Annotated in this window: 20 protein-coding genes; 9 read left to right on the top strand and 11 right to left on the bottom strand. The window is 64.4% G+C overall.

Features of this window, described 5'->3' with window-relative positions:
* Window positions 1-24: 24 nt before the first annotated feature.
* Entirely contained in the window at window positions 25-1,206 is a 1,182-nt protein-coding gene (nhaA, locus tag G6N73_RS10195) for a Na+/H+ antiporter NhaA (protein WP_165027052.1), read from the bottom strand.
* Between the two features lie 152 nt (window positions 1,207-1,358).
* Here nhaA and G6N73_RS10190 point away from each other — a divergent pair, with 152 nt between their 5' ends.
* From G6N73_RS10190 to G6N73_RS10180, 3 genes are all read left to right on the top strand, one after another.
* Window positions 1,359-3,647, top strand: coding sequence for an ATP-binding protein (locus tag G6N73_RS10190; protein ID WP_165027049.1), 2,289 nt, complete (start codon window positions 1,359-1,361; stop codon window positions 3,645-3,647).
* Between the two features lie 231 nt (window positions 3,648-3,878).
* Window positions 3,879-4,712, top strand: coding sequence for a l-ornithine N(alpha)-acyltransferase (olsB, locus tag G6N73_RS10185; protein ID WP_165027075.1), 834 nt, complete (start codon window positions 3,879-3,881; stop codon window positions 4,710-4,712).
* A complete protein-coding gene (locus tag G6N73_RS10180; protein WP_165027046.1) occupies window positions 4,681-5,070 on the top strand; it encodes an MmcQ/YjbR family DNA-binding protein in 390 nt (129 codons plus the stop codon). The genes olsB and G6N73_RS10180 overlap by 32 nt, the downstream gene beginning before the upstream one ends.
* 205 nt (window positions 5,071-5,275) lie before the next feature.
* Here G6N73_RS10180 and grpE read toward each other — a convergent pair whose 3' ends face one another.
* Window positions 5,276-5,911 carry a nucleotide exchange factor GrpE gene (grpE, locus tag G6N73_RS10175; protein WP_165027030.1) on the bottom strand — a complete coding sequence of 212 codons (636 nt, stop codon included), beginning with the start codon at window positions 5,909-5,911 and terminating at the stop codon, window positions 5,276-5,278.
* A 340-nt stretch (window positions 5,912-6,251) separates the two neighbouring features.
* Here grpE and G6N73_RS10170 point away from each other — a divergent pair, with 340 nt between their 5' ends.
* Window positions 6,252-6,392, top strand: a complete 141-nt coding sequence (locus G6N73_RS10170; RefSeq protein ID WP_246251848.1) for a hypothetical protein — start codon at window positions 6,252-6,254, stop codon at window positions 6,390-6,392.
* Between the two features lie 78 nt (window positions 6,393-6,470).
* Window positions 6,471-7,496: a fatty acid desaturase gene (locus G6N73_RS10165; RefSeq protein WP_165027027.1), complete on the top strand. Its 1,026-nt coding sequence runs from the start codon at window positions 6,471-6,473 to the stop codon at window positions 7,494-7,496.
* 63 nt (window positions 7,497-7,559) lie between these two features.
* Here G6N73_RS10165 and G6N73_RS10160 read toward each other — a convergent pair whose 3' ends face one another.
* The 3 genes from G6N73_RS10160 to G6N73_RS10150 all read right to left on the bottom strand — a co-directional run bounded on the left by G6N73_RS10160 (window position 7,560) and on the right by G6N73_RS10150 (window position 10,306).
* The gene (locus G6N73_RS10160; RefSeq protein ID WP_165027025.1) at window positions 7,560-8,228 is read right to left on the bottom strand and encodes a DUF6064 family protein; all 669 of its coding nucleotides are present in this window, start codon (window positions 8,226-8,228) and stop codon (window positions 7,560-7,562) included.
* Window positions 8,229-9,146, bottom strand: coding sequence for an aldo/keto reductase (locus G6N73_RS10155; RefSeq protein ID WP_165027022.1), 918 nt, complete (start codon window positions 9,144-9,146; stop codon window positions 8,229-8,231).
* 149 nt (window positions 9,147-9,295) lie between these two features.
* Window positions 9,296-10,306, bottom strand: a complete 1,011-nt coding sequence (locus G6N73_RS10150; RefSeq protein WP_425484070.1) for an AraC family transcriptional regulator — start codon at window positions 10,304-10,306, stop codon at window positions 9,296-9,298.
* 165 nt (window positions 10,307-10,471) lie between these two features.
* Between G6N73_RS10150 and G6N73_RS10145 the strand changes: the two genes are divergently transcribed.
* Window positions 10,472-11,584 carry a DUF1330 domain-containing protein gene (locus tag G6N73_RS10145; RefSeq protein WP_165027016.1) on the top strand — a complete coding sequence of 371 codons (1,113 nt, stop codon included), beginning with the start codon at window positions 10,472-10,474 and terminating at the stop codon, window positions 11,582-11,584.
* Between the two features lie 200 nt (window positions 11,585-11,784).
* A complete protein-coding gene (locus G6N73_RS10140) occupies window positions 11,785-12,072 on the top strand; it encodes a hypothetical protein (RefSeq protein ID WP_165027013.1) in 288 nt (95 codons plus the stop codon).
* A gap of 63 nt (window positions 12,073-12,135) precedes the next feature.
* Here G6N73_RS10140 and G6N73_RS10135 read toward each other — a convergent pair whose 3' ends face one another.
* From G6N73_RS10135 to cysG, 6 genes are all read right to left on the bottom strand, one after another.
* Window positions 12,136-12,759 (bottom strand): DJ-1/PfpI family protein, encoded by a 624-nt coding sequence (locus tag G6N73_RS10135; protein WP_165027010.1) that lies wholly within the window; start codon window positions 12,757-12,759, stop codon window positions 12,136-12,138.
* A gap of 134 nt (window positions 12,760-12,893) precedes the next feature.
* On the bottom strand, window positions 12,894-13,430 hold the full coding sequence (locus tag G6N73_RS10130; RefSeq protein ID WP_165027007.1) for a DUF934 domain-containing protein: 537 nt from the start codon (window positions 13,428-13,430) through the stop codon (window positions 12,894-12,896).
* 62 nt (window positions 13,431-13,492) lie between these two features.
* A complete protein-coding gene (locus tag G6N73_RS10125; protein ID WP_165027004.1) occupies window positions 13,493-14,245 on the bottom strand; it encodes a phosphoadenylyl-sulfate reductase in 753 nt (250 codons plus the stop codon).
* Window positions 14,220-15,890, bottom strand: a complete 1,671-nt coding sequence (locus tag G6N73_RS10120; RefSeq protein WP_165027001.1) for a nitrite/sulfite reductase — start codon at window positions 15,888-15,890, stop codon at window positions 14,220-14,222. Before G6N73_RS10120 ends, G6N73_RS10125 begins: the two co-directional genes overlap by 26 nt.
* Window positions 15,891-15,921: 31 nt before the next feature.
* Window positions 15,922-16,230: a DUF2849 domain-containing protein gene (locus G6N73_RS10115; protein ID WP_165026999.1), complete on the bottom strand. Its 309-nt coding sequence runs from the start codon at window positions 16,228-16,230 to the stop codon at window positions 15,922-15,924.
* Window positions 16,227-17,672, bottom strand: coding sequence for a siroheme synthase CysG (cysG, locus tag G6N73_RS10110; RefSeq protein ID WP_165026996.1), 1,446 nt, complete (start codon window positions 17,670-17,672; stop codon window positions 16,227-16,229). Before cysG ends, G6N73_RS10115 begins: the two co-directional genes overlap by 4 nt.
* A 222-nt stretch (window positions 17,673-17,894) precedes the next feature.
* Here cysG and G6N73_RS10105 point away from each other — a divergent pair, with 222 nt between their 5' ends.
* Window positions 17,895-18,107, top strand: a complete 213-nt coding sequence (locus tag G6N73_RS10105; RefSeq protein WP_165026993.1) for a hypothetical protein — start codon at window positions 17,895-17,897, stop codon at window positions 18,105-18,107.
* Between the two features lie 17 nt (window positions 18,108-18,124).
* Complete coding sequence (locus G6N73_RS10100; protein WP_165026990.1) at window positions 18,125-18,574, top strand: baeRF12 domain-containing protein; 450 nt, start codon at window positions 18,125-18,127, stop codon at window positions 18,572-18,574.
* Window positions 18,575-18,660: the final 86 nt, after the last annotated feature.

The raw sequence follows: 18,660 nt of genomic DNA, 5'->3' as shown, positions 1-18,660 counted from the left end.
GGAGTAGAATTATCAAACGGTCTCTCAGGGCTGCTTAGGAAAATCGGCCGTGGTCAGGCGCAGGATCAGCCAGCCGACCAGCCCGGCGGCGGTCGAGCCCAGGAGCACGCCGAACTTCGTCTGGTCCTGAAGCTGGGCTGAATCGGGGAAGGCGAGCAACCCTATGAACAGGCTCATCGTGAAGCCGATGCCGCAAAGCACCGCTACGCCGTAGAGATGCGGCCATGACGCATAGCGCGGCATGTCGGCAAGCTTCAGTTGGACCGCGAGCCAGGCGAAGCCGAAGACGCCGACCTGCTTGCCGGCGAAGAGGCCGAGCGCGATGCCGAGCGGCACCGGTTCCGCCAGCTTGGCGAAGGTGAGGCCGGCGAAGGATACGCCGGCATTGGCGAAACCGAAGATCGGAACGATCGCGAACGCGACCCACGGCTGGAGCGTGTGCTCGAGCCGGTGCAGCGGCGATTCCGGGTGGTCGCCGGCCGAGATTTTCAGCGGGATGAAGAGCGCCAGCGCGACGCCCGCAAGCGTCGCATGGATGCCCGACTTCAGCACGAAGAACCAAAGCGCCGCGCCCACGACCAGATAGGGCGACAGGTGCTTGACGCCTGCCCTGTTGAGCGCCGCCAGGACCAGCAGCATCGCGGCCGCAAGACCGAGCATCAGCGGCGAGAGTTCGGCCGTATAGAAGACCGCGATGATCAGCACCGCGCCGAGATCATCCAGAATGGCAAGCGCCATCAGGAATATTTTCAGCGAAACAGGCACGCGCGGACCAAGCAGCGACAGCACGCCGAGCGCAAACGCAATGTCGGTCGCCGACGGTATCGCCCAGCCGCGCAGCTGCTCCGGGTCGCCCCAGTTCAATGCGACGAAAATCGCGGCGGGCACGACCATGCCGCCAAGCGCCGCTATGCCTGGCAGGACGCGGCGCGACCAGGTCGCGAGCTGCCCGTCCAGGAATTCGCGCTTGATCTCGAGCCCGACAAGCAGGAAGAACACCGCCATCAGCGCATCGTTGATCCAATGCAGCACCGAAAGGCCAAATACGTAGCGGTGCAGGACGTCGAAATAGAGCGGCGCCAGCGGCGAATTGGCGATCAGCAGCGCCAGAGCGGCGACAAACATCAGCGTCAGGCCGCCCGAGGCCTCGCTGTCCATGAAAGATCGGAGAATCGATGGGGCGCGACGCGGCTTTTCTATCTGCATGGCCCCACATTCCACAAATCCAGTTCCGTCTCAACCGGAAGTGTGCGGAATGGTATCCACTGCGCCAAATTGCCTGTCAATCGCGGCATACCGCTAAAATTCGAACGATCGGCCAAAAGCTTCTCTAAGCACTATCTGCCTATGAATGGGTCATGATCGCGGGGTTGGACGAAGACAGGCGGGTACGGGAGGCGGGTCGCGCTTCCGGCGGAGGGCCGGCAGCGCCAGCGCGCAGTCATATCGCCGCGCCGCCGCTCGCGCCCGAGCTTCCACCGAAGCGTTTTCGCGCGCTCGCCTATGCCACGCTCGCAGCCGTCGCGATGCTTGCAGGCGTAACCCGCCTTACCGGCGCGCCGATCTTCATCAGCGTGTGCCTGCTCGCCTCCGCCGCGGCCGGGCTGTTCGTGCTGCTGCGCGGCTACCGCGCCGAGAAGGAAGCTGCCTCGATCATCGACGAGCGGGTCGCGCAGAGCCGCGCCGAGATCGAGACGCTTGCCGACCAGATGTGGGAGCTGCAGGAAAGCGAAGAGCGCTTCCATGGATTGATCGACGCGCTCGGCGATCTTGTCGTGCACCGCGACCGCGACGGCCGCATCGTCTACGCCAACAAGGTATTCGCCGAACTCATCGGCATGGAGGCGCGCGATCTCTGCGGCCAGACCCTGTCGGAGCTTGGCGTCGACGTCGGCGTCGTGCCCGACGCGGCGTTCTCCGACGGCGAATGCCTGAGTTCCACCGATGTCGCCATCCAGGCGCCGGGCGGGACGCGCTGGTTTTCCTGGATCGAGCTCTCGGTGCGAGACAAGGCCAGCAAGAGCGTCTCGCACCGGGCGATCGCTCGCGACATCACCGCTCGCAAGCGCGCCGAGACGGCGCTGATCAACGCCCGCGAGCGCGCCGAGCATGCGAGCCAAGCCAAATCCCGCTTCCTGGCTACGGTCAGCCACGAAATCCGCACGCCGATGAACGGCATCATGGGCATGGCCAAGCTCCTGGCCGACACCAGGCTTTCGCCTGAACAGCGCACCTATGTCGGCGCGGTCTCGACTTCTGCCAGCGCGCTTCTGGCCCTGATCGAGGATCTGCTCGACTATTCCAAGATCGAGGCAGGACGGTTCGAGCCGGAGCCGCAACCCATGTCGCCGCGCGATCTCACCGAGAACGTGGTCGAGTTGCTGGCATCGCGCGCCTTCGCCAAGAATATCGGCCTGGGCTGTCACGTCGCGCCCGAAGTGCCGCACATGATCACCGCCGATCCCGGCCGCGTCCGCCAGGTGCTGCTCAACCTCATCGGCAATGCGATAAAGTTCACCGATGCCGGCGGCGTGCTGGTGACCGTTACCCGTTCCGGCGAAGGGCGCTCCGGCATGATCCGCTTTTCCGTCGCCGACACCGGTCCCGGGCTGCGCCAGACGGATATGGAGCGGATATTCGAGGAATTCGAGCAGGCCGACGGCACGTCGACCCGTGCCCATGGCGGCGCCGGCCTCGGGCTCGCCATCTCCAGGCGCATCGTCAAGTCGATGGGCGGCTCGATTTCCGTCACAAGCGAATTCGGCGCCGGCTCCGAGTTCTCCTTCGAGATCCCCGCCGCCGCGGCCACGGAAGCCCAGCAGGCGCGCGGCGCCGTGCTTGCCGGACACCATGCCGTGATCCTTTCGAAGAACACCGTCGAGGCCGAGGCGATCGCCTGCACCATTCGCGCTTATGGCGGCTCGGCAGATGTCGCCGCGACCGTGGAGCAGGCGACTCCCTTCGCCGGCCATTGCGACGCGCTGCTCGTCGACGCGGCCCTTGAAGCCGGCGACGGCCGCATCCTCAAGCGCCTGCGCCAGGCGGGGTTCACGGCGGGCGAGGCGATCACGCTGATCGCGCCGACCGACCGCGGCATGCTCGGCGAATTCAGGGCGAGCGGCTACGCGACTTTCCTGGCGCGACCGGTGCGTGGCGAAACCCTGCTGCGTGTCCTGCTTGCCGGGGCGGCAGCTCCGGCGGCACAGGGCCAAGCCCCGGCCAAAGCCGCCTCTGCCCCGTCTAGGCATGGCAAGCCGCTGGGATTGTCCATCCTGATCGCCGAGGACAACGACATCAATGCCATGCTGGCACGCGCCACGCTGCAGAAGGCCGGCCACAGGGTGGAGATCGTCGGCAACGGCAAGGCGGCTGTCGAGGCGGTGACGGGCGCCGGACCGAAACACCGCTACGACGTCGTGCTGATGGATTTGCACATGCCGGTCATGGACGGGCTCGACGCGATCGCCGTCATCAGGCGGCACGAAGAAGAAATGGGCATTGCCCCGGTGCCGATCATGGTGTTGTCGGCCGACAACCAGGAAAAGACCCGCCATGCGGTTCTGGCCCACGGCGCCAGCGGCTTCGTCACCAAGCCGCTCGACCCGGAAGCGCTGGTCGAAGCGGTCGAGGAGCAGGCGGCCGCGTAGATCGACCGGTCATTAAGCCCCGGAAGCGCAGAAAACGCCGTCAGAAGACCGCCAGAGTAGAGTTTCCAAACAGACCCTTAGCCGGCTGTTGCCGCTATTTCGCTGTTCGACTAGAGTCACAATCCTGTTGCACTGTCCCGCTAGTTCCGCGGCATGAGGATGGCTCGAGGAGAATCACCCGTGCAAACAGCGTTGCCCGTGATGGATTGTCTCCCAGGTCCAAATGGCGGCATGGCCGCTTCGCGCGGCCTGGAGGCGGACTTTGCGGCCGCCATTCTCGGCCGGATCGGCACGCTGCAGGTTCGGCTCGCGTGCAACGAGGCCGAGATCGCCGCGGCGCAGGAGGTTCGCTACCGCGTCTTCTACGATGAGCTCGGCGCCAGGGGCAGCAGCCTCCCGTCCGAGCGGCGCGACGCTGATCGCTTCGACGCAGCCTGCGACCATCTCCTGGTCTTCGACACGGCGCTTGCCGGCCCCGAACACCGCCGCATCGTCGGCACCTACCGGCTCTTGCGTCAGGAAAAGGCGCTCGCGGCCGGCGGCTTCTATTCGGACAGGGAATTCGAATTCGGGAAGCTCATCGCGCGCCATCCCGGCCAACGGTTCCTGGAACTCGGCCGCTCCTGCGTGCTGCCGGAATACCGTTCGAAGCGCACGATAGAACTGCTCTGGCAGGGCATCTGGGCCTATATCAGCCATTACCGCATCGGCGTCATGGCGGGGTGCGCCTCATTCCACGGTACGGTGCCCGCCGCACACGCCGAAGCGCTGTCCTATCTGGCGCATCGCTGCCGCACCAGCGCCGAGTTCGACGTGCGGGCGGTGCCCGAGCGCTACCGCAGCATGGATTTGATGCCCGCCGAAGCGATCAATGTCCGGTCGGCGGCCATGGCCTTGCCGCCGCTGATCAAGGGCTATCTGCGCGTCGGCGCAAAAATCGGAGACGGCTGCGTCGTCGACCACGAATTCGATACGGTCGACGTCTTCGTGGTCATGCCGGTCCGGGAGATCGGCCAGCGCTACATCAGCTACTATGGCGGGGAGACGCACCGTTTCGCGGCGTAATCCGCAATTTGCCGAGGCCGAGCTTGTTCCCGCTTTTGCGAAGCTGGTCCAGGCAGCCGGGCATCTGCCCGAAATCACGCAAAGCACCTGGTTCAACACCCCCTCATTGAAGGTGCGCGGCAAATCGCTCTGCCGGGTCAAGGATCCGGATACCGTGGTGCTGATGTGCCCGCTGGAGGAGAAGGAACTGCTGATCGCCGCGGCGCCGGAAATCTATTTCGAGACCGACCACTACAAGGGCTGGCCGGCGATCCTCGTGCGCATCCACGCCATCTCAACCGCCGAACTTGCGCTCCGGCTCGAGCGCGCCTTCGCCATGCAGGCGCCGAAGGCGGTGCTTAAGGCATGGCGGAAATAGTCAGGATAGGTAGGGGAGTAGGGGAGTAGGGGAGTAGGGGAGTAGGGGAGTAGGGGAGTAGGGGAGTAGGGGAGTAGGGGAGTGTAGCTTATCCGGCATTCAGGCAGCGCAATAGCTGAAAACTGAGTTCCCCGGCGGTTTCTGTTCAGCCCGGACGAACCAACCTACTCCCCTACTCCCCTACTCCCCTACTCCCCCAACTTCCTCACGCGTCCTTCTCGGCCTGTTCGTTCACCGGCCCCGGCTCGGGCGGCGCATCGTTTGCCGCCTGCTTCGGCCCGCCCTTGGCGACGCCGACCATGGCCGGGCGCAGGACGCGCTCGCCGATCGAATAGCCGGGCTGCACCACCTGCACGACCGTATTGGCCGGAACATCGGGATTGTTTACCTCGAACATCGCCTGATGGAAGTTCGGGTCGAATTTCTCGCCTTCGGGCTGCAGTTTCTTGACGCCGTGGCGTTCGAGCGCGGCGAGCATGGCCCGTTCGGTCATTTCGACACCTTCGATCAGCGCGGTGAAACCGGCGTCGCCCGCGGCTTTCGCCTCGGCCGGAATGGCGTCGAGGGCGCGGCGGAGATTGTCGGAGACCGACAGCATGTCGCGCGCGAAATTGGCGGCCGAATAAGCGCGTGCGTCCTGCAGTTCGCGCGCGGTGCGGCGGCGCAGATTCTCCATGTCGGCCGCGGCCCGCAAAGCGCGATCCTTAAGCTCCTCGTTTTCCTTCAGGAGCCGCACGAGTGCTTCGTAATCGCCATTGACGCCGTCCTCATTGCTCTTCGGCGCCGCGTCGGCCGTCTCGTTCTCGTCAGGCGCGCGTTCGTCTTTTATCTGGTCGCTCATCGCCATATCCCGTCGTTCGGAAAGGGTTGGAAGTAGCGCCCGATATCGAGCTTCGGGTTCCAAAAATCAAGGGTAAAGGCTTCCGCGACCCCCGTTCGACAACCGTTCCGGGCTGTCTGGAGCAGCCCGCGCGCGCCAGCCGCGGAGGCCGTTCGATATTAATTAAAACTTTACCGTACCGGCGGGTTGCGCTTGCAGCGGGGCAGAAATGTAGGAACCATTGCTTTGCGCAGGGAGTTTCAACCGTAAACAGACTGGCCCTGAAGTGATGACCCGCGACCCTCAACATCCCGTGAAAAGTCTACCGACGGAAGTGCGGCGCCAGATAGGCAGCGAACAGATGCGCAGGTTTGTGCGGTCGCTGCCGCCCTTCGCGGTAAAGCCGGATGTGCCGGCGCATTTGCGCGATCTGCTCGATGAACTAAACCGCGCCGAGAAGAAAACCAGGGCCCGCGACCGCAACAGCAACGGCCGCTCCTGACGATTCGACGCAGGCCATCCCCACAATTCATCCGCATCCCGCCTTGCACCGGCCTCAAAGGCACGCTTATGGTCCGGGATGAACATGATGCCCCCAAATCTCCCCGCAGGCGCGGGCGACCGCGCCTGGCTCAAGATTCTCGCTCGCTACCGCAAACCTGACCGGCTGCGCAGCGCCTTCGAACTGGCCGTCACGGTCATCCCCTTCGCGGCGCTCTGGGCGCTGTCATGGGCAGCGGTCGCTTACGGCCAATGGTGGGGGCTGGTCCTCACCATCCCGGCCGCCGGCTTCCTGGTCCGGCTCTTCATGATCCAGCACGATTGCGGCCACGGCTCGTTCTTCGCCCACCGCCACACCGACGACTGGACCGGCCGCGCTATCGGCGTGCTGACGCTTACGCCTTACGATTACTGGCGCCGGGCGCATGCGGCCCACCACGCCTCGGCCGGAAATCTCGACGAACGCGGCGTCGGCGACATCACCACCCTGACCGTCGCGGAGTACCAGGCGCTGTCGCGCTGGGGCAAACTCCGCTACCGCCTCTACCGCCATCCCGGCGTGATGTTCGGCATCGGCCCGGCCTGGCTGTTCCTGATCCAGCAGCGGCTTCCCGTCGGCATGATGCGGTCGGGCCTGACTCCCTGGGTCTCGACCATGGCGACCAATCTGGCGATCGCGACGATCGCAGTTGTGCTGATCTGGCTGGTCGGTCTCGTGCCGTTCCTGCTCGTCCACCTGCCCATTGTCATCATCGCCGGCGCCGTCGGCGTCTGGCTGTTCTACGTTCAGCACCAGTTCGAGGACACGCACTGGGCGGATGGCGACCAGTGGGAGTTCCAGCAGGCCGCCCTTCACGGCTCCTCGCACTACGATCTGCCGGGCGTGCTGAGGTGGCTTACCGGCAATATCGGCATCCACCACGTGCATCATCTATCCAGCAAGGTTCCGCACTACCGGCTTCCGGAAGTGTTGAGAGACTATCCGGAACTGCGCGATGTCGGGCGCATAACGATCCCCGACAGCCTGCGCTGCGTCAAGCTCGTGCTGTGGGACGAGAGCCGGCGCAAGCTGGTGTCGTTCCGCGAGGCGCATGCCCCGGCGTGATGGCAGGCGCGGACAAATTTGTGCTGACGGCCTGACGCCCCGAGGGCGTTGGACATCGTCTGCTCATTTAGCCGGGGTCAAGCGGCGCAGGGCCAGGACAGCGACAGCCGTCCCGGCCGTCAAAAGCGGCAGCCAAGCCTGAGGATCGCTCATTGTCCGCAGCGTCAGGCCGCTGAGCAGCAGCCAAAGCAGCGGGATCGCAGACAGCAGCGGCGCAAGCCGGCAGCTTGCCGTCAGCAGGACGCCGAGCGTCGCAATCGCCGTCGGGTCCGGTGCTATTCCGAAGACTTCCGCGCTTCGCCAAGGCCGATCGAAGAGCGGCGGCAGGAGCGGGTAGGCGACGATGCCAATCGCCAAGAACACCACTCCGACCCATGCGCCTGTGTCCCGCCGGTCCAAGGCGAGACCGCCGCGTGCGGCTGCGATCGCCAGCAGCAACGCCTGCACGCCGAAGGCCGGCGCGACATAGACGATCGCCCAGTTGATCGCCGCATAGCGGCTCCATAGAAAAGTCCAGCCGACGAAGGCCCAGAGCGCTGTGAGGATGAGTTCGACCCAAGGCCCACGCCTGGGCGGCGGCCGAAGCACGAGCAAGATGATGGCAAGGCCGGCGGCAAGTGTTGCGAAATGCAGCGGCCAGAATGCGGCATTGTGCAGCTCGAACATGCGCCAGTAGACGCGCGGCGAGAAGAGCAGGAAGTCTTCCGGCCGGTAAGTCCACCATTCCGACATCTAGAGATCCCGGACATGGGCGGCCATCCGCTCGCGCATGACCGCGTCGGGGAGCGGACCGGCCGCGGCGGCCACGTTCTCGCGCACATGATCGACGCGGGTGGTGGCGGGGATGGCGACGGTGACCGAAGGATGCGCGAGGATAAACTTCAGGATGAACTGCGCCCAGCTTGAAGCTCCGATCTCAGCGGCCCAGGCCGGCAGGGGCTCGCTTTCGAGCTGTTGCGTCAGCTCCCCTTGTCGGAACGGCCGGTTGACGATGACGGCTATGCCCCGCTCAGCCGCTAGCGGCAGGAGGCGTTCCTCCGCCTCCCGGTCGACGACGTTGTAGGTGAGTTGCACGAAGTCGAGTGGAAAGTCCCGCATGATCCGTTCGAACAGATCGTGCCGGCGGCCTTCGGAGGTGGTTATGCCTACATAGCGGATCTGCTCGTCCGCCTTCATGGCAAAGAGGGTGTCGAGATGCGCCTCCCAGCCGACGAGATTGTGGACCTGCACGAGGTCGAAGCGCTCGGCACCCCAAAAGCGCCGGGACTGCTCGATTTGCGTGGGTCCATCCGCCGCGGAGGAGGTCCAGACCTTCTCCGCGGAAAACAGCGTGTCCGGCCGGCCCAGTCTTTCGAGGCCATAGCCGATCACGGGTTGCGAGGAACCGTACATGGGCGAGGAGTCGATCGTGCTTCCGCCCGCCTCGAAGAACGCCGCCATCACGTCGGCACATTCGTCGCGCAGCACCGGGTCATCGCCGACATTGAAGGTGATCCAGGTGCCGAGGCCGACCGCCGGGATCGCTTCACCGGAGGACGGAATGGTCCGCGTCAGCGGCGCATGCGCCTGGCCCGACGCCACTCCGGGCAGCGCGAAAGCCGCTCCGGAGGCAGCAGCAGCCTTCACGAATGTTCTGCGGGTGAGGGTCATCCGTCCGCGATCCTTTCGCACTCCAGCGCCGGCGCACGGTCCCGGGTTGGCGGTCTTTTGAAAGCTTCCCGGAACGCAGGGCGGGCGGTCGAAGGGGGAAGCCAACTTCGCGCCCCCGGAAGCCGGACTTTACCCCGCCCCGTTCGCCGCTATTCGCGCCTGCCGTCGCGCCACTCGGCAGGAGAGACGCCCGCGATCCTTTTGAAGCTCCGGCTGAAGGCTGCATCGGACTTGTAGCCGACATCACGCCCAACCGCCGAGACTTTGACCAGCCCATCAGTGAGCAGTCGCGCGGCCAATTGCACGCGCCATCGCGTAAGATATTGAATCGGCGGGCATCCGACGAGACGCATGAAGCGGGCCGCTAGCACAGACCGTGAGACGCCGGTTTCGCGCGCGAGTTCCTCAATTGTCCAGTCACGCGCCGGATTCTCGTGGAAGAGCGCAACAGCCCGGCCTACGGCGGGGTCACGCAATCCCGCGAGCCAGCCGGTCTGCTCCGGCGGCAGTGTTTCGAGATAGCGACGCACGACCTCGACGAACATCAATTCGCTCAGGCGCAGGCGGACGCATTCAGCCCCGGGCCGTTGGGCGGGCGCCTCAGCCAGAGTTAGCTCGATCAGTCGATCGAGGAGGTCGCCTGGCGCACCGCCAACGCGTGGGATGCGCATCAGCCGGGGCAAGGCTCCAAGCAGAGGATTGAACGGCCGGGCGTCACAACCGAGAAAGCCGCATACATATCTGGTCAGCGCGGGGCCGCCGCCACCTTCGGTCACCACAAAGGGCAGATGTCCTGTCGCCATGGCACGAAAGAAATCAAGCGAATCTTCCGGCGTCAAACCCGATCGCTCTTCGGGGGCGCTGCGCATCGCATAAGTATCCTCGTGCGGGATCACCAATATGTCGCCTTCGACAAATTTCATCGGCGGGCTTTCGCCGATGCTGATCCACCCCGATCCCTTCGTGATGATGTGGTAAGAAATCACGTGCTGGGCGCTTGGCAGGATAGCTTCGGCGAACGAATCCGCCCTTGGCACTTCCACACTCCAGGGCGAAGAAGCATCAACCCAGAAGAAAAGCGCGCCTGTGAGCTTTATTGCACGAAGCACATCCGAGAGCACATCCTTCCCTGACGCGCCGGTAACTGCAGCATCCGGAATGGACTCTTCCGGCGGCCGCGGAAGCGGTTGCCGCAGAATGGACGCTGCGGCAAGCGATTGAGACGCCGGGTCATGGAGCGTGCCCATGGCCAAGTCTACTATGCACCGAACAGCATATCCACCGCGCATCCGGCGGAGTCCATGCGCGATCAAGGGAGGTCGGTCATGTCAGCCTATTGGTTCTTCGACGTGCGTGAAATCACAGACCATGCCAAGGTCGAACAATATCTGGCGGGGGTCTTTGCAACGGTCGAACAATATGGAGGACGCTACCTGGTGCTCGGCGGGAAACCCGAGCTTGTCGAAGGAAACTGGCAGCCGGTCTATCCGGTGATCCTAGAGTTTTCCGACAACCAGCAGGCGCAACGCTGGTACTCATCACCCGAATACGAGCCGCTGAAGGCGCTTCGCCTGGCCGGAACCCGTTCCAACGCGGTGTTCCTTGAAGGTGCAACGCCGGAATCGGGGGAAGCGGCAGTCCAAACCCACAGGGAAGGCATGTCGAAATCCCCGGCCGAGATCTACGACGCACTCTTCGTTCCGGCGCTGTTTCTCCAATGGGGACCGATCGTTGCTGGCGAGGCGCAAATAGGCAGGGGCGACCGGGTAATCGACGTCGCCTGCGGGACAGGTGTGCTGGCGCTGGCCGCATATGATCGCGTCGGACCAGACGGCGAGGTGGTCGGGCTCGACCCCAACTCCGACATGCTCGGCGTGGCCCGCCGCAAAAGCACGCGCATCGACTGGCGTGAGGGGCGCGCGGAGGAGATTCCATACCCGGATGGACGCTTTGACGCGGCGATCAGCCAGTTCGGCCTGATGTTCTTCGAGGACCGCGCCGCCGGCCTTCGAGAAATGATGCGCGTGGTTAAGCCCGGCGGCAGGCTGGCCGTCGCCGTCTGCGACTCGCTCGATCAGTCTCCAGGCTATGCTGCGGTCGCGGATATGTTGGGGCTGCTTTTCGGGGATGACGTGGCGAATGCGTTCCGCGCGCCCTTCGTGCTCGGAGATGCGAAACTGCTGCACTCGCTCTGCGCGACGGCAGGCATAGAGCGCGCCAAAGTGAGGCGGCATCGCGGGACAGTTCGTTTTGCCTCCATCAAAGCGCTGATCTCGACCGAAAGAGCATGCGTCTGGACACTCGGTGGGCTTCTCAATGAGGATCAGTTCGGGCGACTTCTGGAAGAAGCCGAGCGAACGCTGGCAACTTTCGTGACCGCCAGTGGCGAGGTCTCCTTCGACATGCCGGCGCTCATCATCACAGCGTCCAAGGACTGACGGCGCTACCTGCATCAGGAGGCCATTGGGCGTCGAACTTCCATTTTGGGTTGTCGCCGGCCAGCGTTGGTGGCTGCTCATGCCGATGAGGAATTCTTATCGGGCAGCTAAAAATTTCTCATTTGCTAAATTGTGCAACGCACCATACTTCCATGCTGCAACGCAGCAACAAATGAGTGGCTTCGGCCAACGGAAAGAAAATGAAGAACGCAATCATATCGTCTTTGGCCGCCGCGGCGGTCATCGCCGCCGCAGTTTCGGCAACCGCCGGGGCACTCGCCTCCCAGGATGACAATCAGGTTGAAAACAGGTTCTGGGTCGGCATGCCCGTCCGTCCGCAGATGTTCTACGGACAGGATCCGACCGCCTCGGATTTGCGCCCCGTCAACAACGGCTACGCATTCACGGCCAAGCTTGAAGACGGCAAGCTCCGCCTTTTCCCGTATGGCGGCGCCGGCCGTTTCCCGCGCGAAGCGCCCTCGAACTGATGCCTGGCGTTCGGGTGGCCGGCAAGCCACCCGAACTTCAAGGTTTTCGGATGCCCGCCGGAACTACTCGGCCGCTTGCCGGGTCTCGCGCATCAACGTCTTGCCATGGGCGATTTCGGTGCCGAGCACCTTCAGGCACTCGCGCATGAAGGCGGCGAGGCCCGGCCAGCCCTTGGCCGAAACGAGGTTGCCGTCGACATGCGCCCCATTGGGCGCCACGTCGATGTAGATGCCGCCGGCAAGCCGGACCTCCGGCTCGCAATATTGAAGCGCCGCGACCTCCCTGCCGCGCACCACGCCGTCGACCGCTATCAGAATCTGCACGCCGTGGCAGATGGTGAAGATCGGCTTTCCGGTTTCGTGGAAGTGGCGGACCATCGCCTGCACGCGTTTGTCGATACGGATATATTCCGGCCCGCGCCCGCCGGCGCAATAGACGGCGTCGTACTCGTCCGGCTTCACTTCCGCGAAGCTCTTGTTCAAGACGTAGTCGTGGCCGAGCTTTTCCGTGTAGGTCTGGTTGCCCTCGAAATCATGCAGCGAGGTCTTGATCGCCTCACCCGCCTTCTTGTCGGGGCAGACGACATGCACCGTGTGGCCGACCGCGTGCATGGCCTGCTCGAAAACAAAAATCTCGTACTCTTCGCTGAATTCCCCCACCAGCATCAGGATCTTTTTGCCCGGCATCTCGGTTCTCCTCCCGGATCAGATTTATTTCGGCAGCCGAAATAATCACGCGCATCGTATGGCGGAAACTTTGAAAGGAAAAGCCGGAAATGCGGCGCGACGTTGGCGGCGCAGATCACATATTGGGCGAACGGCTACGCTGCCGGAACCCGGCGCCAGGAATATTTCGCGCCCTTGCCCGCTGGCTTGGCCGTCGGCTGATAGTAGAGCGGAATGCCGCCTGTGCGCCCGGCTTCGAGGCGGGCGATCAATGTCGGATGCGACACCTCGAATTCGGTGAAACCCAATCGCAACATATGCGGCAGCTGGTCGATCAGCACCTGGCCGGTGGCGCGCACCGCGCCCTCGAAGCGGTAGCGGCTGCGCAGAAGTTCGGCTTTCGAGAAGCTGCGGCCGTCATTGAACGCGGGAAACGCCAGCGCCACCAGCGAGACATCGTCGAGCAAATCGGCGATTTTTTCCAGCGCATCGCCGGGCAGCAGGAGCACGCCTAGCCTCTCCTTCGCGGATTTCCGCACCTCCGGGTCGAGGTCGAGAAAAGCCTGCAGCGGCAGGATGAAGCGGCCATTGCCGACGAGCGCGTCGGCGCTCTCTGCATGGACCCACTCGTCCTCACGAAAGCCTTGCGGCGTCCACAGGCGCGTGGCGTTGTCGGCGGTGGTTTCGGTCATTTCAATATCCTAGGGCATGAACCCGCAAAATTGCAGGGGCAGGACCATGCGGCGATCAAAAGTTAGAGCGAGGCGTCGGTCAGCGACTGTTCGAGGCCGGACAAGTGAATACCGCACTCCGTCTTGGCATGCCCGGCCCACCGTCCGCTGCGGGCATCCTCGCCCGGCTGCACCGGCTGCGTGCAGGGAAAGCAGCCGATTGACAGATAGCCGTACGCGACCAGGGGGTTCTCGCGCAATTGATGCTTGCGCATATAACTTGCCAGATCGGACGTCGTCCAGCGCGCCAGCGGATTGATGCGGATGCGGGTTCCGACCGCCTCGAACGCAGGCAGGGAACTGCGCGACGCGGCCTGAAACCGCTTGCGGCCGGTGAACCAGGCGCGGAATGGCTCGACGCCGCGCGCCATCGGCTCGACCTTGCGGATGGCGCAGCAGGCGTCGGTATTGGTAAGGTGAAGCTTACCATCCGGATCCTCGCGATTGAGCGCGGCTTCCTCGGGCGTGATAATGCGGATGTCTGTCAGGCCGAGATCGGCGGCCAGCGCATCCCGGTAATCGAGCGTCTCGCCGAAATGCTTGCCCGTATCGAGAAAAACGATCGGCAGCGAGCGGTCGATCCTGGCGACCATGTGCAGCAGCACCGCCGAATCGGCGCCGAAGGACGACACCGCGGCAATGTCGCCGGCGCCGAAAAGCTCAACCGAGCGGGCTATGATCTCGGCCGGCGGAAGATGGCCGTAAAGCGCGTCGAGGCCGGCGGCCTCGTCCAGCATTTGCGCTTCGGCATCAAGCGGCTTTGGCTTCGCTTCCATAGAGCGCCTCCTTGAACGGCGCGGCGCCGACGCGGCGGTAGGCGTCGAGGAATTTTTCCGAGCGATCGGCGCGGATGCGCAGATAGGTCTCGACGACCGTCTCGATCGCGTCCGTGATCTCTTCCGGGCCGAAGCCGCGGCCGATGATCTCGCCGACCGACGTGTTCTCGTCGCCGGAGCCGCCGAGCGTCACCTGATAGAGCTCGGCGCCCTTCTTCTCGACGCCCAATATGCCGATATGGCCGACATGGTGGTGGCCGCAGGCATTGATGCAGCCGGAAATCTTCAGCTTCAGTTCGCCGATCTCGCGCTGCCGCTCCAGCGAGGCGAAGCGGCGCGAAATCTCCTGCGCGACCGGGATCGAGCGGGCATTGGCCAGCGCGCAATAGTCGAGGCCGGGGCAGGCGATGATGTCGGTGATCAGGCCGGAATTGGCGGTCGCCAGATCCATCTCGACCAGCGCGTCATAGACCGCCCGCAAATCGGCGCGGGCGACATGCGGCAGCACCAGGTTCTGCTCGTGGGTGACGCGGATCTCGTCGAAGCCGTATTTTTCGGCGAGTTCGGCGACCGCTTCCATCTGGCTGTCCGAGACGTCGCCGGGAGCCTCGCCAATGCCCTTCAGCGAGATGGTGACGGCGGCATAGTCAGGATGACGGTGCGTGACGACATTCTGGTCCAGCCATTCGCCGAAGCTTCTGCTGTCGAGCCTGGCCAGGCGTACGGCTTCGTCGCCTTCGGGGCGTGCGACAAGCTTCGGCGGCGCGAAATACGCCTCGATCGCGCGGATATCGGCTTCGGGAAGCTTCAGTTCGGTGTCCTTAAGCGCCTCCCACTCGGCTTCCACCTGCCGGGCGAACTCCTCGGCGCCGGTTTCGTGGACAAGAATCTTGATGCGCGCCTTGTACTTGTTATCGCGGCGGCCATAGAGATTGTAGACCCGCAAAATGGCCGTGCAGTAGGAGAGAAGCTCGTTCTCCGGCAGGAAATCGCGTATCTTCTTGGCGATCATCGGCGTGCGGCCCTGCCCGCCTCCGACATAGACGGCGAAGCCCAGTTCGTCCGCGGCGTTCTTCTTCAGATGCAGGCCGATGTCGTGAACCTGGATCGCCGCGCGGTCGCGCTCGGCGCCGGTTACCGCGATCTTGAACTTGCGCGGCAGATAGGAAAATTCCGGGTGGACCGACGACCACTGGCGCAGGATCTCGGCATAGGGCCGTGGATCGGCCACCTCATCGGCGGCCGCGCCGGCGAAATGATCGGCGGTCACGTTGCGGATGCAGTTCCCCGACGTCTGGATCGCGTGCATCTCGACGGAAGCGAGATCCGCCAGGATCGCCGGCACGTCGGAAAGCGCCGGCCAGTTGAACTGGATGTTCTGCCGCGTCGTGAAATGGCCGTAGCCCTTGTCGTATTTGCGAGCGATGTGGGCGAGCATCCGGAGCTGGCGCGGGTGCAGCGTGCCGTAGGGGATCGCGATCCGCAGCATGTAGGCGTGAAGCTGCAGATAGACGCCGTTCATCAGCCGCAGCGGCCGGAACTGCTCCTCGGTGATTTCGCCGGCCAGCCGCCGGTCGACCTGGTCGCTGAACTCGGCGACGCGGGCATTCACGAAATCCTGGTCGAACTCGTCGTAACGGTACATTTTCGTCCTTCAGGGCCGCCCGGCCCTCTCCTCATGCCGCCTGCGGAACAGCCGGCCGCGCCTGCTTGCCCAGATCGTTGCGGTTGGTCGGCCCGCTCGCCCTGATCTGCTCGCGCAACCGGTTCGGCCGGATGACGCCATCGACCAGCTGGACATCAATCAGGTCGACATCGAGCACTTCATTGTTCAGGAAGGCGGCCTTGCCTATAGCTTCCAGCCTCTCCTCGCCGGCCTTGTCGCCAGCGAGTTCGGCATTGTCGATCGTTTCGGCCCAGACATGGCCGGTGGAGAACCACACGGCCTCGCCGTCGGTCAGCCGGTTTGCGGTGAGTATCTTCATGCATCTGCTCCCAGATTCTCTTTTGCCGCAACGCGGTTCTGGTCGGCGAGCGGTGTCGAGCGTGCGAAGTTTGCGCCTGCGACGGCGTCGCCGATGAGTGTCATGACCGGCCCGGTAAGTTCATCGCGATCCTGAAGCGCGGGAAGGTCGGCGATAGTGCCGTGGAACAGCCGGCGCTCGGCCAGGCTGGCGTTTTCCACCACCGCGACCGCCGTATCCGGCGACAGGCCGGCCTCGATCAGCCGCGCCGCGACGTCGGCTGCGACCGAGCGGCCCATATAGACCGCGACCGTCGCGCCCGAAATCGCCAGCTTCGCCCAGTCGGGAAGCGTGCCGCCCTTCAGATCGTGCCCGGTCGTGAACACCATGGACGAGGTCACGCCGCGCAGCGTCAGCGGCAGCTCGCAGTCGGCGGCCGCGGCAAAGGCCGCGGTCACGCCCGGCACCACCTCGTAGGAGATGCCCGCATCGCGCAGCGCCTGCATCTCTTCGCCGGCACGGCCGAAAACCAGCGGATCGCCCGATTTCAGCCGCACGACGCGCTTGCCCTCGCGGCCGAGCCTGACCAGCAGCGCGTTGATTTCTTCCTGGGACTTGGAATGGCAGCCCTTGCGCTTGCCGACCGGCAGCCGCTCGGCGTCGCGGCGGCCCATGGCGACGACCGCCTCCGGCACGAGCGCGTCATACATGATCACGTCGGCTTCCATCAGATGCCGCTGCGCCCGCAGCGTCAGCAGGTCCTCGGCGCCCGGTCCGGCGCCGACCAGGGCAACATGACCCGAGGCAGGCGCGTTGCGCGCCAAGAGTTCGGCGGCTGCCGCACGGGCCTCGGAAGCATGGCCGATCTCCATCGCCCGCGCCGGCGCGCCGGTGAAGAAATCGTTCCAGAACCTGCGGCGGCGGCTGCCCTTGGGCAAAACCTTGTCGGCTGCCTCGCGCAGCGAATTGCCGAGCGCGGCGAGCGGCCCGAGCGAGGGCGGCAGCATGCGATCGATCTTGGCCCGCACCATCTGCGCCAGAACCGGACCCGCGCCTTCCGTGCCGACGGCGACAGCCAGCGGCGCGCGGTTGACCAGCGCCGGCGTGAAGAAATCGCAGAGTTCGGGGCGATCCACGGCATTGACGGCGATGCCGAGCCGGCGGGCGTCGTCCGACACCTGCCGGTCGAGCGCCTCGTCGCCGCTTGCGGCGAAAACCAGCACCGCGCCTTCGAGCAGCGCAGGCTCGTAGGGGGCGTTCACATGCGTCGCGCCATTGGCGGCAATCCATGCGGCGAGAGCGGGTTCGGCGTGATCCGCAACGATCGTCAAGCGGGCGCTCGTCTGTCCGAGCAGCCGCGCCTTGGCCAGCGCCTCGTCGCCGCCGCCGACGATGATCACAGCTTCGCCTTCCACCCGCACGAAGACGGGGAATGCATTGAGTTTCGCGGCGCCGTTGGTCACTTCAGGCAGGCTCCTGGATTTGGATTGGAATTGTCGGCGAAAGTGGCCCTCTTAAGAAGGCATGGCCTCGCGCCGCGCCACATACTAGGCGATGCATTTTCCGGATTGCAGGCAATCGGCAGAAAATAATTCTTGGCCGGCGACCCTGGTCCAGTTCGAAAAGCGGAACATCAATGCCGAGCCGGCGTTTAGCGACGACAGCCACTATGAGGAGATGACGGCATGGAACGCAAGAAGGGCGAACGCGATAAACAGCTCGAAAGCGCCGAACATCTCGGCACGGAGGGCAGCATGGAAGGGGGCGCCAGCGGCGGCGGAGTGGCCCGTGACGTGGGCAGTCAGGACGATATGAAACGCGGCTTCGAGCGCCCCGCCGGCGCGACCCGCGTGCAGAAGCAGGAGAAAAGCAAAGCCCGCCGCAATTCACGCCGTTAACAATGAGGAAGCGTCCGATGAGCGATGTCAGGCTGAAGCACGGCCTCTGGATACTCGTGGCCGATGGTGAGAAAGCGCTGTTCCTGAAGAATGATGGCGACGCCCGAACCCCCGACCTGAATGTCGTACGCGAAGTGCACGACGACAATCCGGCGACGCGCGAGCAGGGCACCGACCGCCCCGGGCGTTTCAGCGACGGGTCGGGCGCTCACAAAAGCGCCGTGGCCGATACGGACTGGCACCGGCTCGGCAAGGAGCGCTTCGCCGACGAGATCGCCGAACGGCTCTATACGATGGCGCATCGCGGAGATTTCAAAGAGATTGTGCTGATCGCTCCGCCCTTGGTGCTGGGCGAAATGCGCAGGAAGCTGCACAAGGAAGTGATCGACCGCATCCTGGCGGAAGTGCCGAAAACGCTGACCAACCATCCGGTTCCGGAAATAGAGCGGATCCTGCAGGAAGCGTGAGAGCGCCTTTGCGCCGCGGCAACTTCGCCGAGGGCCGTGCGCCTCCCGTCCTGCCGTCCGGCAGGACGGCGAAACTATCCAATAAA

Origin of the sequence: Allomesorhizobium camelthorni (assembly GCF_011045125.1) — a bacterium.
In the GTDB taxonomy this organism is placed as follows: domain Bacteria; phylum Pseudomonadota; class Alphaproteobacteria; order Rhizobiales; family Rhizobiaceae; genus Allomesorhizobium; species Allomesorhizobium camelthorni.
This window is presented reverse-complemented; position numbering and strand designations above follow the sequence as displayed.

Coding starts and splice junctions, on each gene's coding strand:
- nhaA (WP_165027052.1), bottom strand. CDS start 1,206: ATGCAGATAGAAAAGCCGCGTCGCGCCCCATCGATTCTCCGATCTTTC.
- G6N73_RS10190 (WP_165027049.1), top strand. CDS start 1,359: ATGATCGCGGGGTTGGACGAAGACAGGCGGGTACGGGAGGCGGGTCGC.
- olsB (WP_165027075.1), top strand. CDS start 3,879: ATGGCCGCTTCGCGCGGCCTGGAGGCGGACTTTGCGGCCGCCATTCTC.
- G6N73_RS10180 (WP_165027046.1), top strand. CDS start 4,681: ATGGCGGGGAGACGCACCGTTTCGCGGCGTAATCCGCAATTTGCCGAG.
- grpE (WP_165027030.1), bottom strand. CDS start 5,911: ATGAGCGACCAGATAAAAGACGAACGCGCGCCTGACGAGAACGAGACG.
- G6N73_RS10170 (WP_246251848.1), top strand. CDS start 6,252: ATGCGCAGGTTTGTGCGGTCGCTGCCGCCCTTCGCGGTAAAGCCGGAT.
- G6N73_RS10165 (WP_165027027.1), top strand. CDS start 6,471: ATGAACATGATGCCCCCAAATCTCCCCGCAGGCGCGGGCGACCGCGCC.
- G6N73_RS10160 (WP_165027025.1), bottom strand. CDS start 8,228: ATGTCGGAATGGTGGACTTACCGGCCGGAAGACTTCCTGCTCTTCTCG.
- G6N73_RS10155 (WP_165027022.1), bottom strand. CDS start 9,146: ATGACCCTCACCCGCAGAACATTCGTGAAGGCTGCTGCTGCCTCCGGA.
- G6N73_RS10145 (WP_165027016.1), top strand. CDS start 10,472: ATGTCAGCCTATTGGTTCTTCGACGTGCGTGAAATCACAGACCATGCC.
- G6N73_RS10140 (WP_165027013.1), top strand. CDS start 11,785: ATGAAGAACGCAATCATATCGTCTTTGGCCGCCGCGGCGGTCATCGCC.
- G6N73_RS10135 (WP_165027010.1), bottom strand. CDS start 12,759: ATGCCGGGCAAAAAGATCCTGATGCTGGTGGGGGAATTCAGCGAAGAG.
- G6N73_RS10130 (WP_165027007.1), bottom strand. CDS start 13,430: ATGACCGAAACCACCGCCGACAACGCCACGCGCCTGTGGACGCCGCAA.
- G6N73_RS10125 (WP_165027004.1), bottom strand. CDS start 14,245: ATGGAAGCGAAGCCAAAGCCGCTTGATGCCGAAGCGCAAATGCTGGAC.
- G6N73_RS10120 (WP_165027001.1), bottom strand. CDS start 15,890: ATGTACCGTTACGACGAGTTCGACCAGGATTTCGTGAATGCCCGCGTC.
- G6N73_RS10115 (WP_165026999.1), bottom strand. CDS start 16,230: ATGAAGATACTCACCGCAAACCGGCTGACCGACGGCGAGGCCGTGTGG.
- G6N73_RS10105 (WP_165026993.1), top strand. CDS start 17,895: ATGGAACGCAAGAAGGGCGAACGCGATAAACAGCTCGAAAGCGCCGAA.
- G6N73_RS10100 (WP_165026990.1), top strand. CDS start 18,125: ATGAGCGATGTCAGGCTGAAGCACGGCCTCTGGATACTCGTGGCCGAT.